The following is a 12,352-nucleotide window of genomic DNA, read 5'->3' as shown; positions in this document are numbered from 1 at the left end:
GCGGGCGCCCGCGTGCTGCCGGTGCCGATGATGAACATCATCAACGGCGGCGAACATGCCGACAACCCGATCGACATCCAGGAATTCATGATCATGCCGGTGGCGGCGGAGAACATCCGCGAAGCCGTGCGCATGGGCTCGGAAGTGTTCCACACGCTGAAGAAGGAGCTGTCCTCGGCGGGTCTGGCGACGGGCGTCGGCGACGAGGGCGGCTTCGCCCCGAACCTCAGCAGCACCCGCGATGCGCTGGACTTCATCCTCAAGGCCATCGAGAAGGCCGGCTACATCCGCCATCGCATCGCTGGATCGACTGGCGTTCGATCGCATTGCAGCTTGAATCCAGCAGGAGAAAATCATGAAAGACATGAACGAAATCCAAGGCAACCTGATTGGTGGCGAATGGCTGTTGGAGGGTGAGTGCCGCCCCAACGTGAACCCGTCCGATACGCGCGACATCATCGGGCGTTTTGTCTGCGCGGGCCGCTGGTCCGCAGGCCCGGCATGACTTGCTTGATGCCGTCGGCACCGAATTGCTGGCGCGCAAGGAGGAGATCGGCCGCCTTCCTGCACGGGAGGAGGGCAAGACCCTGCCCGAGGCGATGGGCGAGACCATCCGCGCGGGCCAGGTCTTCAAGTTCTTTGCCGGAGAGGCGCTGCGCGTCACCGGTGATTGCCCAGCAGTCGGTCCGCCCCGGCATCGACGTCGCCGTCACCAGAGAGCCTGTGGGCGTCGTCGCCCTGATCACGCCATGGAACTTTCCGATCGCCATCCCGGCCTGGAAGATCGCGCCCGCGCTTGCCTATGGCAATTGCGTAGTGTTGAAGCCCGCCGAACTGACGCCGGGCTGCGCCCATGTGATCGCGCAGCTTCTGCACAAGCATGGCTGCCCGGCCGGTGTCTTCAACCTGGTGATGGGGCCGGGATCGATCGTGGGCGACGCCCTCGTGTCGCATCCGGGCATCGACGCGGTGTCCTTCACCGGCTCGGCCGCGACCGGACCGCGCATCGCCGCGACATGCGGCACCCTGCGCCGGAAGGTGCAGCTCGAGATGGGCGGCAAGAATCCGATGGTCGTGATGGACGATGCCGACCTGCAGACCGCGGTGCAGGCCTGCCTGAATGGCGCCTTCTTCTCGACCGGACAGCGCTGCACGGCGTCTTCGCGGCTGATCGTGCGGAAAGGCATCCACGATGCCTTTGTCGAGAGGCTTGGCCGCGAAATGCGGGCCCTGCGCGTCGGGGATGCCCTCCAGACGGATACCCAGATCGGGCCGGTGGTCGATCAGCGCCAGCTTGATTCCAACCTTGCCTATGTCGAGCTGGCCCGAAGCGAAGCTGCCGAGGTGCTTGGCGGCGAGCGGCTGGAACTGGACAAGCCCGGCTTCTACCAGGCTCCGGCCTTGTTCCTGAAAACGACGAATGACGCCCGCATCAACCGGGAGGAAATCTTTGGTCCCTGTGCCTCCGTCATCCGGGTCGAGGATTTCGACGAGGCCCTGACCACCGCCAACGACACGGAGTTCGGCCTTTCAGCCGGGATCTGCACTGGCAGCCTGAAGCACGCCTCGGAGTTTCGCCGCAGGGTCGAGGCGGGGATGGTCATGGTGAACCTTCCAACCGCAGGCGTCGACTATCATGTGCCGTTCGGAGGGCGTAAGGGCTCGTCCTTCGGTCCGCGGGAACAGGGTCGCTATGCTGCCGAGTTCTACACGGTGATGAAGACAGCTTATCAGCTCGCCTAGATGCCGTAATGGGCCCGCGCTCCTCTGGTGGCCAAATAGGGGCAGATTGTTCTTGAGACAAAGGTGGTGAGTGAGCCGGAGGCATTGTCCCGGCAATTTGCCGAACTCGGGCAGCCGATCATCAGGCCCGGCCTCGCGGCGGGGGCCCTACGGAGCAAGGCCAATGGGGCCCTGCTCCTTGAGGTCCAGTCGCTGGGACGAGAGCCTGACAAGGTTGGAAGTAGTGCTGTGAACGCTACGGCAAATCACGCTGCCTGGATTGACCTGTCGGCTCTGGATCTGATGGCATGATGTGGCAGCCCACATGCTGACTACGGACAGCAGCATGATCCTGACGGCGAGATGATCACTCGAAGGGACTTGACGAACAAAGGCCCATTGCAGAAGCACCAACTCGCACATCGAGCCGTAGTGCATCGTCGTCGTCCCCGAGGCGCGGGTCGAAGCCATGCCGGCCAGCGTCTCATGCGCGCCCAGATTGACCGGGAAGAACAGCCCCGAGGCGCGCAGTTCAGCGCCATGCGGATGTTGGGATTGACGAACAGCGAATCGCCGCTTCGCCCCGGGTCTCGATCTCCGGCAGGCCGAGGGCCTTGCCGCTCTGTCACCTGGGTTCGACCATTGGGTTTGTCGCTATTCCGGCAATGTAATGCTCATGTGGCCAAGGATCCCGTAGGCTGCCAGCCACCCTGATGCAAAGGCAAGTATTTCTGGAATCTTGCCCCGCAGCCACCGCTGCCGTAGGTTTCTGAATATTCTATTGTAATCAAATTGTTAGCATGAAGAAAGCGGCCTTGCTTATCTTGAAGCATGCAGAATATCGGCCGTTCGCCTGCCAGATCAGCTCATGTGACGGCGGATTGTATGGCGAGCGGGTACCCTTTTTTGCAAAGCGGCCATAGGCGGTTCGGTCCAGATGCCGCAGCAACGGCAATCGGGAAGTTCGGGCGCACCGGCCACGAACACATGCTCAGCCGGTTGGTCCACGGCTGCATCGACAGTATCGCTGACGGTTCAGTATTCTCGGCCGCGATGCCGGGAGGCCCGCTGGTATGTGGAACGCGGCAGGGTATGTTGACAACCAGCGCCTTCAGGTGGCGGCCTCATGTGCCGAAACCGGTCGCAGCCCAGTCCAGCCCGACAAGCCGCAGGAGGCTCTCGATGAACCCGGTCGTTTGCCGGATCTCCATGCCAAAGAGCACCTGTATTGAGAGGCGCGTGGGCGAGGGGGTGACGGCGGTTGTCGTCCCGACCGGCCGCTTCGCCCTGACCCGGACCGATGTGCTGGCCCCGCTGGAAGGGCGGCTGGTGAGGTTCAAGCAACCCAAGCGCGTGCTGTTCGTGGACGAGTTACCGCGCAGCGCCATGGGCAAGGTGCAGAAGAACCTGCTGCGCGACCGCTTCGCCGGGCTTTGCGACTAGGGGGCCGGTCGTGCAGGCGGGCAGGAAATGGGGCAGGGCGGCGATGGCCGCCCCGCCTGTCGCGGGTCAGGCTTGGGCGACGCCGCCGTAGACCAGCCGGCCCTTGTGGAAGGTAGCGCTGCGGGCCGAGCGCCGGGCTACCGCCTCGGCCGAGCAACTGGCCTCGGCCAGCGCGAATTCCGCCGCATCGCCGGGTTTCGGCCAGGCGCGGTCGCCCGCATCGTCCAGCGGCAGCACGTCGCCGGTGGCGATGGCCATGGCGCGGGTCAGGCCGAACTCGTCGCGCACGCCGTAAAGCTGTGCGCAGAGATTGGCCTTTTCCAGCATGTCGCCGGTGCCGAAGGGCGACCAGTGGTCGATCACGCTGTCGGTGCCGGTCATCAGAGCCACGCCCTTTTCGCGCAGGCGCGGCAGGGGCATGGTCAGCGCCCCGATGGGCACGGTCGAGATCACCGTGACGCCCTGCTCCGCCATGCGCTCGGCCAGCGCGTCCAGTTCGGCCTCGGGCAGCGTTCCCAGCGCGAAGGCGTGGCTCAGGTTCAGCCGGCCCTTGAGTTGCGGGGTGCGCTCGACCGTCTCGACCATGTAGTTGATCGCGGCGGTGCCGGAGGGGCCGGTTTCGTGCAGGTGGATGTCCACCGCCTTGTCGTGGTCCAGCGCGATCTGGAACATCGCGTCCAGCGACTGCTCCATCGCGCCGTCCACGTTGGTCGGGTCCAGCCCGCCGACGAATTGCACGCCCATGGCCATCGCCTCGCGCATCAGCCCGTCCACCTTGGAATGCAACAGGCCGTGCTGCGGGAAGGCCACGATTTCGCATTCGAAGCGGTCGCGGTGCTTTTCCAGCGCAAGTTGCAGATGCTCCAAGCTTTTCAGCCCGCTGACCGGGTCGATGTTGCAATGGCTGCGCGCCACGGTCGTGCCTTGCGACAGCAGCAGATCGATCAGCGCCTCGGCCCGCTGCTGCGAGGTGGGCAACAGCTTCGGCAGCAGGATTTCCTCGCGCGCGATCATGTCCATGATCGTCTTGCCCTGCCGGGGCAGCGGCGCCTGCCACGGCCCGCCATAGAAGGTCTTGTCCAGGTGGATATGCATGTCGCGAAAGGCCGGCAGCGCCAGCTTGCCCCCGGCCGAATAGCGCGGGACGTCCGGCGTCAGCGCGGCGCCTTCCTCCAGGATCGCCTGGATGCTGCCGTCGCGGATTTCCAGCGTATGCAGCGCGGTGCGAGTGGCGGTGATGTATTCGCCCTCGCGCTCGAAGCCGTTTTCAAGCCGGACCTCGGTCAGGTAGTAATGCGTCTCGGCGATCTCGCCGGTCAGCGCCAGTTCCTCGGCGGCCCCGGCGGCGGCTCCTGCGGCGCTGGCGGCTCCCATGCCCATCACGGCCGATGCGGTCATCAGCCCCCCGGTGCCGCACAGGAAGGCGCGGCGGCTGTGGCGGTGCTCGGTGTGCAAATGCGTTTCCTCCCGAATGTCGTCTGTCCTGCGTTCTGGATAAGCGCGACCGGGATCATCTGGAAATTAAATGTTCAGATGATAAACATCGTGAAATCGAATGGAGTCCGGGATGCTCGATCCGCGCCTGCTGCGCGCCTTTGTCGCCATCGTCGATAGCGGCAGCTTCACCCGCGCCGCGGAACGGCTGCACATGACGCAATCCACCATCAGCCAGCAACTGGCCCGGCTGGAGGATGCCGCGGGCCATGCCCTGATCGACCGTGCCGCGCGCCCGGTGCTGCCGACCCCGCAGGGCGAGCGGCTTCTGGGCTATGCCCGGCGCATCCTGGCCCTGCAGCAAGAGGCGGCGGCGGCGCTTGGCGATCCCAGCGGCACCAGTTCGATCCGGCTGGGCCTGCCCGAGGACATCTTCAACCCCGAGATGTGCGGGATCTTTCGCGACTTCACCCGGCAGTTCCCGCAGATCCGGCTGGACGTGACCGTCGGCCTCAGCCGCGAGTTGATGCGCCGCTATCGCGCGGCCGAGCTGGACATCGTCGTGGTCAAGGAGCCCGCTCCCGACAGCGATTGCCGGGCGCATTTTACCGAGGCGATGGCCTGGTTCGAAAGCGCCCTCCTGCCGCGCGACTGGCAAGACCCGGTGCCGCTGGTGGTGTTCCCGCCCGGCGGGCTTTACCGCGACGCCATGTTCGCGCGGATCGAACGCGAGCGGCGGCGCTGGTATGTCGCCTTTTCCGGCAGCAGCCTGCCCAGCGTCATCCTGGGCGTCGAGGGCGGGCTGGGCATCACGCTTCTGCCGGTCGCGGCGGTCTCGGGCGCGCGGCTGCGGCGCTGTGACAGTTTCGGCGGCGAGCCGGCCATGGTGGTGTCGATCTATTCCTGGGAAAGCGCCGGTTCCATCGGCCGGCTGATCGGCGAGATGACCGGCCTGCTGTCCGAGCGGCATCGCCGCAGCCTGGCGGCGGCCGGCAGGTGATCGCCGGTCAGCCGGTGCCCCCGCATCCGCCACCCCGCCTGCCGCGCCATCGCCGAAATATTGCCGCCGCATTTCCCGAGCAGCCAGCGCAGCGCGGCGTTTCGTCGGAGAGGGGCGGGCGATCTCGTCCGGCAGGTCAACTGCTGGCCGATGGCATCCGCAATGCCTTGCCCGGCATCGCTCATATCCTCGGTGACGCTCGTAGCGTCAGTCCGAAGATCTGATCCATGGGGCAAGGTTTCACGCAGCAATTGCGCGCCGACGTTTGCCGACTGCATTCAAGGTGCGATAGCGGATACGCGACAATGGGCAAGCGGGCGGAGTGCGTGAACTCCGCCTGTTGTGTCCTTCCGCTCATGTCAGCGGTGGCCCATCAACCGAGCCACGTCGAGCATCCGGTTGGAAAAGCCCCATTCGTTGTCATACCAGCCGAACACCCGCGTCAGCCCGCCCGCCACCGAGGTCTCGCGCCCCGAGACGACGATGGATTCCGGCCGCGCCCGCAGGTCGCTGGAGACCAGCGGCCTTTCCGTCCAGCCGAAGACCGGCGAGCCCTCGGCCGCGGCCCTCAGCGCCGCGTTCACCCCGGCCACATCGGTCGGGCGCGCGCTGGCGAAGGTCAGGTCGATGCATGAGACGCTGGCGGTGGGCACCCGGATCGCCCGTGCCGCCACCCGTCCGGCCAGATGCGGCAGCACCGTGCCGATCAGCCGCCCGGCGCTGGTCGTGGTCGGCACCATGGACAGCGCTGCCGCCCGCGAGCGCGCCGGATCGCCGCGCGGCTTGTCCACCGTGGGCTGGCTGCCGGTATAGCAATGCACCGTGGTCATCTGCCCCGAAACCACGCCGAAAGCCTCGTCCAGCACCCGCAGCAACGGCGCCAGCGCATTGGTCGTGCACGAGGCGTTCGAGACGATGCGCTGGCCGTCCAGCTGTTCCTCGTTGGCGCCGATCACCACGGTGATGTCGGCCTCGTCCGAGGGGCCAGAGATCAGTACCGCGCCGGCCCCGGCCTCGAGCCCGCGTTCGACCACCGCGCGCGAGCCGGTCATGCCGGTGCATTCCAGCACGATGTCGACACCCGACAGGTCGAGTTGGCGCAGGTCCGGTGCGGAATGAAAGGGGATCGCCCGGCCATCGACGACCAGCGCTTTCTCGGCCGTGCCGACCTGTCCGCGCCAGGGGCCGAAGACGCTGTCATATTCGAACAGATAGGCGCAGTTTTCGAGCGCCTCGATATCGTTGATTAGCACGAGGTCCAGATCCTCGTATCCCCCCTGCGCCCAGATCCGCAGGATCGAGCGCCCGATGCGCCCGAAGCCATTCAACGCCAGCCTGATTTTCTGCCCGGTCATCGCGTCCTCCCAGATCATCCGGCCGCCTGAAGCTTTTTCCCGACGGCCTGTCTGCGCCACTCCTTACGATTTGTGCAATGCCTGATCCAGAACCCGCGCGACGTGGACGTCCTCGCGTCCGACGCCGTCATGGATCTGATGGCGGCAACTGGTGCCATCCGCAACGAGCAGATCATCGGCTTGCGCTTTCTGGACAGCCGGCAGCAACGACAGTTCGGCCATTTTCCTCGACACTTCAATGTTTTCAGCGGCATAGCCGGACGCGCCCGACATGCCGCAGCAAGAGCTTTCGATCACTTTCAGCTCCAGTCCCGGCACGCTGCGCAGCACGGTCTCGACCGGGCCCATCGCGGCAAAGGCTTTCTGATGGCAATGGCCGTGCAGATGGGCGATCTTTCCACCTTGGTCGGCCAGCGGCAGATGGACCTTGCCTTCCTTGAGGTTTGTGGCAAGAAATTCATTGAATATCAATGTATTGCCTTGAGTGAATTCCGTATCCGCGGCGGGCGGAAGCACCGTCATTTCGTCCCGGAAGCTGATGATGCATGACGGTTCAAGACCCACAACCCGGGCGCCCCGTTCAACGAACGGCCGCAATGCGTCCAGAGAACGTTTCGCCTCGGCGCGCGCAGACTCGGTCTGGCCGGATGCCAGGTAGGTCCGGCCGCAGCACATTGGGCGACTGCCGCCAGCGGGCTGGATCCGGTGCAAACGGGTAGCCTGCCGCGATCAGGACCCGTTCGGCGGCTTCTCCGCGCAGAGTCAGGTATGATATTGCCGCGTGGATCGACAATCTGATGGCCTACCAGAAGGAGTGCTCGGTACTCGTGACGATCGAGCGGAATTAATTGGGGGGCAGAGGCGCTTTCATGTCTGCCAGGCACTCAGAATGGGCTGAAATCTCCGAAACCAACGTCTAACGGGTGGCCCGCTCAATACGCCGTGCCCTTGTGGAATGGCCGCTCGACAGGAGCGGTCACCGCCGCTTGACCGGCAGAAATGAGCCGCTGTCTCCGCAAGGCTCTGTCTATATCCCATCGGGCAGCTTCGATCGCATCGCCTCTCTTCGGTCGAGCCTGTCTCCGTCGATGACGAAGGTGCCGTCGCCCACCGCATGCAGGGTCCGCGTCTCCGTGCGGTTGCCGTCGAACCAGGCCGCCACTCCGTCCAGAACGACGATGCCATGACGTTCGACGATATCGACCACGCGGCATTCGATATTGGCGAGGCAGTCGCGGATCAGCGGTGCGCGGACATGCGTTGCGGGCAGACGCGCCAGACCGAACCGCTGGAACTTGTCCACCTCGGCGCCCGAGCAGGTTCCGATGCCGATCACCGTGTCGATCATGTCCAGTGTCGGGATGGCGATCACGCATTCCCCGGTCTCGCTGAGCGCGGTCCAGGAATGGTTCCATGGCCCGGTGGTAATGGCGAAACGGGGCGTGAAATCCATCACCATGGTCCAGGTGATGGTCATCACGTTGTCCCTTGCACCGTCATGGGTGGTGACCAAGGTGACCGGTCCCGGCTCGATCAGGGTGAAGGCGCGACTCAGCGGCAGTTCCTTCATGACGCTTCCCTTCCTGCTTCGCTCATCTGTCTTCCGTTCGATCCAAGGCATGAGAATGGCGACGATACGGGGGGCCGACGCACGAGCATGGCGCCCATCCTGCCGACGGCACCATATTGCGGTGCGGACGTCATCCACCCCTCCTGTCATGCGCATCTGCTCTCACTCTGGCACGGCCGATGCGGGCTGCCAATCGCGCATCGGCCGCAGCCCCTGTGGCGAAAGCCGTCAGGCCGGGCACTTGGGCGAGGTGCGGCGCGGTGCAAGCAAGGCACGCTTTGTATCGCCCCGAGGAAAGACCACGGGCAAGCTATGACCCGCCTCCGCCGACCAGCCCTCGAAACGGATGCCGAGAGCGGGCAGATAGTCCTTCGCAAACGGCGACCAGCGCTCTGGCGGATTGCCGGCCTCGGGTGTGAATGTCTCCAGAACATCGAGCAATTGCACCAAGGTCGGGTCTGTGAACCGGTATGGAAAACTGACCCCGTAACGGGGTGGTCGGCTTCCAAAACTGACCCCCCTTACACTGATGTTCATGATGCCCCTGAGGTCATTGGGGGCGCGGTGCGGGATTCTGGTTGTGGAGACGATTGCGAAGATCCGTCTGGCGTATTTCCAGGAGCAGAAGACGATCAAGCAGATCTGCCGGGAGTTGCGGGTTTCTCGGAACACGGTGCGGAAGGTGAGCCGGGCCGTTTTCATGGCCATCGCACAGCGCCTCGTGGACCGCGGAGCGGATTGCCTGATCCTTGGCTGCACCGAGGTGGGAATGCTCCTTGATCAGGGCGATGTCCCGGTGCCGGTATTCGATATCACGCAGGTGCATTGTGAAGCGGCCTTTGCCGCGGCCCTGAATGCTTGAATGCCCGCCGGGTTTCCGGAATGCGCGAGGCCTCAGGCGCTGAGCCTTGCCTCGCGCATGTCGCGGCCGGGCGGCATTCCGAACAGGCGGGCATAGTCGCGGGTGAATTGCGGCACGCTTTCATAGCCCACAGCATGCGCGGCATGGGTGATGCCCACGCCGTCCGCCAGCATTTGCCGCCGTGCCTCGATCAGCCGTAGCTGCTTTTGGAATTGCAGCGGCGACAGCGTGGTGATCGTGCGGAAATGCTGGTGAAAGGAGGATTCGCTCATCCCCGCGACGGCCGCCAGATCTCCGATCCGCAGCGTGCGGGCATAGTCCTGCCGGATCAGCGCCACCGCGCGGGCAATGCGATGGGCATGGCTGTCCACCACGCCAAGCCCCCGGATCGCGGCGCCGTGGCGGCCGGTCAGCAGCCAGTAGTGCATCTCGCGCAAGAGCGATTCACCCAGCACCGGCAGCGCGGCGGGCCGGCCCAGCAGGCGCATCAGCCGCCACGCGGCGTCGGTCACATCCGGGTCGGCCGGCTCGATCCGGACCGGGGCGGCACCGGCGGGGCGCAGATCGGCCTCGACGGAAAGCCTGCGCAGAAGCGCCGGGTCCAGCTCCAGCGCCAGGGCGTAATAGGGCGCGGCGGGGCTGGCATCGAGGATCTGGCTGGTGGTCGGCACATCGGCGGTGATCACCAGCGCTTCGCCCGCGCCATAGTCGAAGCTGGTGGTTCCCATCGTCACGCGCTTGCGGCCCTGAAGGCAGATCGCGATCAGCGGCTTTTGCACCGCCACCTGCAATTCGCCGGGACGCATCACGCGCACGACGCCCAGTCCGGGAAAGGGTGTCGGCGCAAGGCCGAAACGGTCGGCATGGGCATCGGCATGGCGGCGGACAAGATCCAGAAGGCTGCGCATCGGTTGGGTCCAGACAAGTGGGCTTGCGGTATCAGGCAAGGAAACCGGGCCCCTATGCAAGCCGCATCCGCAGGTTTCGCGGAAACAGGCAAGATTGCGCGAGGAACGGGCAACCAAGGCCGGGCGTGCTGCGCCATGTTCTCCTCATCCGCTCAACATGAGGAACGAAAACATGAGCAAGATCGCTTTGATCACCGGCGCCAACCGTGGGCTGGGCCGCAATACCGCGCTTTCCATCGCCCGCCACGGCGGTGATGTCGTCGTGGCCTATCGCGGCAACGCAGCGCAAGCCGCCGAGGTCGTCACGGAAATCGAGGCTTTGGGCCGCAAGGCGGTGGCGCTGCAACTGGATGTCTCGCGAGTGGCAGACTTCCCCGCCTTTGCCGACGCTCTGCGCGACAGCTTGCGGAATGCCTGGGGCCGCGACAGCTTCGACCACCTGGTCAACAACGCCGGTCATGGCGAATTCGCCCCGATCGGCGAGACGACCGAGGCACAGTTCGACGGGTTGTTCGACGTGCATGTGAAGGGCGTGTTCTTCCTGACCCAGGCGCTGTTGCCGCTGATCGTCGATGGCGGGCGGATCGTGAACTTCTCGACCGGGCTGACGCGGTTTTCCCATGCCGGCTTTGCGGCCTATGCGGCGGCGAAGGGCGCAGTCGAGGTGCTGACCCGTTACATGGCGCAGGAGTTCGGGCCGCGCGGCATTGCGGTGAACACGGTTGCGCCGGGTGCCATCGAGACCGATTTCGGCGGCGGCACCGTGCGCGACAACCCGGATGTAAACGCCAAGTTCGCCGGGCTGACCGCGCTTGGCCGGGTGGGCTTGCCCGACGATATCGGCCCGATGGTGGCAAGCCTCTTGTCCGACGACAACCGCTGGGTCACAGCGCAACGGATCGAGGTCTCGGGCGGCCAGGCGATCTGAACCGGCAGGGTCAGGGCAGGTCAGGCCCTCGGGGTGCTGACCTGCCTTGTCGTCCTGCGCAGATACAGGATCTGCGCGGTCAGTCCCAGGATCAGCATGACGGTGAGCGTGCCAAGCGCGCCCAGCAGGATCGGGGAGCCGGGATCCGCTGCAATCGGATTGCCGTCCGGGACGCGTCTCAGCGTTTCGGACACCGATGGCACCAGCAGCAGAAAGACCGTAACGGTCAGGAAGATGGTTTCAAAATAGCGGGCTGCACGCCCCAGCACCGATATGCGGCCCACGGCAAAGCCAGCAACAAGCAGCGCCAGCGTTGCGGCTGCGATGACGTTGCTCACCGGCTGTTTCGCAACCAGGAACACGGTCAGGCCACCGATCAGCATGAAGACGAAATAAGCCGCGCCGGCTTTGGACTGGGGCACGATCCGCCCATGGCGCACAAGCATCCAGATCGCGAGGGGAATGGCTGGCAGGCTTCCAAGCGTATGCAGCCAGCCCAGGGGAGAGATCCCGAACATGGTCGTTTCCTTTGGTGATAGCGATGAACGTCTGGCGGGTTTCCCGCCCCCGGGGGCACTTCTCGAAGGCCCGGCTCCGACGACGGCCTGTCAAGGCCGCCGCGATCCGGTCATGACAGGCCGGGCCTGCGGAGCCTGTCTCAGATTACCGTCAGGCCGACCGCGACGTTGTTGCGGGTGGCATTCGAATAGGGGCAGGTCTGATGCGCCGCCTCGACCAGTCTCAGCGCCTCCTCGCGCGCGATGCCCGGCAGGCTGATCGCAAGATCGGCCGTGATGCCGAAACCGCCCTCGGCGCGCGGCCCGATACCCACGGTCGCGGTGATCGCGGCATCAGCGGGGAGCTTCACTTTTTGCTGCTGGGCGACAAGCTTGAGCGCGCCAAGAAAGCACGCGGCATAGCCGGCCGCGAAGAGCTGTTCGGGATTGGTGCCGGCGCCGCCCGCGCCGCCCAGTTCCTTCGGGGTGGAGAGCGCGACCTCCAGACGGCCGTCTGCACTGCGGGCCTGGCCTTCGCGGCCTCCGGTTGCAGTGGCCTGGGTGCGGTAGAGAACCTGGACCGACATGATCATTTCCCTTTCTTTTCGTCATAATAATTATCGCAACAATATA

12 protein-coding genes and 3 pseudogenes are annotated in these 12,352 nt (G+C 65.1%); 6 read left to right on the top strand and 9 right to left on the bottom strand.

Annotation, left to right across the window (positions count from 1 at the left end):
* Together eno and BLT64_RS20695 are read left to right on the top strand one after the other, a co-directional pair.
* Positions 1–285 (top strand): annotated as a pseudogene (gene eno / locus BLT64_RS20700) (phosphopyruvate hydratase); the annotation flags it as partial.
* Between the two features lie 79 nt (positions 286–364).
* Positions 365–1,743 (top strand): annotated as a pseudogene (locus tag BLT64_RS20695) (aldehyde dehydrogenase family protein).
* Positions 1,744–2,849: 1,106 nt separating this feature from the next.
* Here BLT64_RS20695 and BLT64_RS20685 read toward each other — a convergent pair.
* Positions 2,850–2,957, bottom strand: a pseudogene (locus BLT64_RS20685) (transposase); the annotation flags it as partial.
* Between BLT64_RS20685 and BLT64_RS27850 the strand changes: the two are divergent.
* On the top strand, positions 2,905–3,165 hold the full coding sequence (locus tag BLT64_RS27850) for an AMP-binding enzyme (protein ID WP_371862673.1): 261 nt from the start codon (positions 2,905–2,907) through the stop codon (positions 3,163–3,165). The pseudogene BLT64_RS20685 and the gene BLT64_RS27850 overlap by 53 nt on opposite strands.
* A gap of 66 nt (positions 3,166–3,231) precedes the next feature.
* Here the strand turns inward: BLT64_RS27850 and BLT64_RS20675 are convergent, their stop codons facing one another.
* Complete coding sequence (locus BLT64_RS20675) at positions 3,232–4,620, bottom strand: amidohydrolase family protein (RefSeq protein ID WP_011747386.1); 1,389 nt, start codon at positions 4,618–4,620, stop codon at positions 3,232–3,234.
* 112 nt (positions 4,621–4,732) lie between these two features.
* On the opposite strand from BLT64_RS20675, the gene BLT64_RS20670 reads away from it, so the two are divergent.
* Positions 4,733–5,599: a LysR family transcriptional regulator gene (locus tag BLT64_RS20670; RefSeq protein WP_011747387.1), complete on the top strand. Its 867-nt coding sequence runs from the start codon at positions 4,733–4,735 to the stop codon at positions 5,597–5,599.
* Between the two features lie 359 nt (positions 5,600–5,958).
* On the opposite strand, the gene BLT64_RS20665 is transcribed toward BLT64_RS20670, so the two are convergent.
* From BLT64_RS20665 to BLT64_RS26550, 4 genes are all read right to left on the bottom strand, one after another.
* Positions 5,959–6,954 carry a type I glyceraldehyde-3-phosphate dehydrogenase gene (locus BLT64_RS20665; protein ID WP_011747389.1) on the bottom strand — a complete coding sequence of 332 codons (996 nt, stop codon included), beginning with the start codon at positions 6,952–6,954 and terminating at the stop codon, positions 5,959–5,961.
* Between the two features lie 63 nt (positions 6,955–7,017).
* The gene (locus BLT64_RS20660) at positions 7,018–7,665 is read right to left on the bottom strand and encodes a (Fe-S)-binding protein (RefSeq protein WP_164901603.1); all 648 of its coding nucleotides are present in this window, start codon (positions 7,663–7,665) and stop codon (positions 7,018–7,020) included.
* A gap of 316 nt (positions 7,666–7,981) precedes the next feature.
* Positions 7,982–8,524, bottom strand: coding sequence for a flavin reductase family protein (locus tag BLT64_RS20655; RefSeq protein WP_011747391.1), 543 nt, complete (start codon positions 8,522–8,524; stop codon positions 7,982–7,984).
* Between the two features lie 228 nt (positions 8,525–8,752).
* Positions 8,753–9,061: a hypothetical protein gene (locus BLT64_RS26550; RefSeq protein ID WP_139171648.1), complete on the bottom strand. Its 309-nt coding sequence runs from the start codon at positions 9,059–9,061 to the stop codon at positions 8,753–8,755.
* 34 nt (positions 9,062–9,095) lie between these two features.
* Between BLT64_RS26550 and BLT64_RS27670 the strand changes: the two genes are divergently transcribed.
* A complete protein-coding gene (locus BLT64_RS27670; protein WP_081465056.1) occupies positions 9,096–9,386 on the top strand; it encodes an aspartate/glutamate racemase family protein in 291 nt (96 codons plus the stop codon).
* A gap of 32 nt (positions 9,387–9,418) precedes the next feature.
* Here the strand turns inward: BLT64_RS27670 and BLT64_RS20645 are convergent, their stop codons facing one another.
* On the bottom strand, positions 9,419–10,294 hold the full coding sequence (locus BLT64_RS20645) for an AraC family transcriptional regulator (RefSeq protein WP_041529811.1): 876 nt from the start codon (positions 10,292–10,294) through the stop codon (positions 9,419–9,421).
* Positions 10,295–10,466: 172 nt separating this feature from the next.
* Between BLT64_RS20645 and BLT64_RS20640 the strand changes: the two genes are divergently transcribed.
* Positions 10,467–11,222 (top strand): SDR family NAD(P)-dependent oxidoreductase, encoded by a 756-nt coding sequence (locus BLT64_RS20640; protein WP_011747394.1) that lies wholly within the window; start codon positions 10,467–10,469, stop codon positions 11,220–11,222.
* 20 nt (positions 11,223–11,242) lie between these two features.
* On the opposite strand, the gene BLT64_RS20635 is transcribed toward BLT64_RS20640, so the two are convergent.
* Together BLT64_RS20635 and BLT64_RS20630 are read right to left on the bottom strand one after the other, a co-directional pair.
* Complete coding sequence (locus BLT64_RS20635) at positions 11,243–11,740, bottom strand: hypothetical protein (RefSeq protein ID WP_011747395.1); 498 nt, start codon at positions 11,738–11,740, stop codon at positions 11,243–11,245.
* Positions 11,741–11,880: 140 nt separating this feature from the next.
* Positions 11,881–12,306, bottom strand: a complete 426-nt coding sequence (locus BLT64_RS20630) for an organic hydroperoxide resistance protein (protein ID WP_011747396.1) — start codon at positions 12,304–12,306, stop codon at positions 11,881–11,883.
* Positions 12,307–12,352: the final 46 nt, after the last annotated feature.

The organism is Paracoccus denitrificans, assembly GCF_900100045.1.
In the GTDB taxonomy this organism is placed as follows: domain Bacteria; phylum Pseudomonadota; class Alphaproteobacteria; order Rhodobacterales; family Rhodobacteraceae; genus Paracoccus; species Paracoccus denitrificans.
Note: the sequence above shows the minus strand (reverse complement) of the source record. Positions and strands in the feature narration are given on the sequence as shown.

Excerpts from the sequence above, each read along its gene's own strand:
- BLT64_RS27850 (WP_371862673.1), top strand. The coding sequence starts at position 2,905 with ATGAACCCGGTCGTTTGCCGGATCTCCATGCCAAAGAGCACCTGTATT.
- BLT64_RS20670 (WP_011747387.1), top strand. The coding sequence starts at position 4,733 with ATGCTCGATCCGCGCCTGCTGCGCGCCTTTGTCGCCATCGTCGATAGC.
- BLT64_RS20665 (WP_011747389.1), bottom strand. The coding sequence starts at position 6,954 with ATGACCGGGCAGAAAATCAGGCTGGCGTTGAATGGCTTCGGGCGCATC.
- BLT64_RS20655 (WP_011747391.1), bottom strand. The coding sequence starts at position 8,524 with ATGAAGGAACTGCCGCTGAGTCGCGCCTTCACCCTGATCGAGCCGGGA.
- BLT64_RS26550 (WP_139171648.1), bottom strand. The coding sequence starts at position 9,061 with ATGAACATCAGTGTAAGGGGGGTCAGTTTTGGAAGCCGACCACCCCGT.
- BLT64_RS20645 (WP_041529811.1), bottom strand. The coding sequence starts at position 10,294 with ATGCGCAGCCTTCTGGATCTTGTCCGCCGCCATGCCGATGCCCATGCC.
- BLT64_RS20640 (WP_011747394.1), top strand. The coding sequence starts at position 10,467 with ATGAGCAAGATCGCTTTGATCACCGGCGCCAACCGTGGGCTGGGCCGC.
- BLT64_RS20635 (WP_011747395.1), bottom strand. The coding sequence starts at position 11,740 with ATGTTCGGGATCTCTCCCCTGGGCTGGCTGCATACGCTTGGAAGCCTG.
- BLT64_RS20630 (WP_011747396.1), bottom strand. The coding sequence starts at position 12,306 with ATGTCGGTCCAGGTTCTCTACCGCACCCAGGCCACTGCAACCGGAGGC.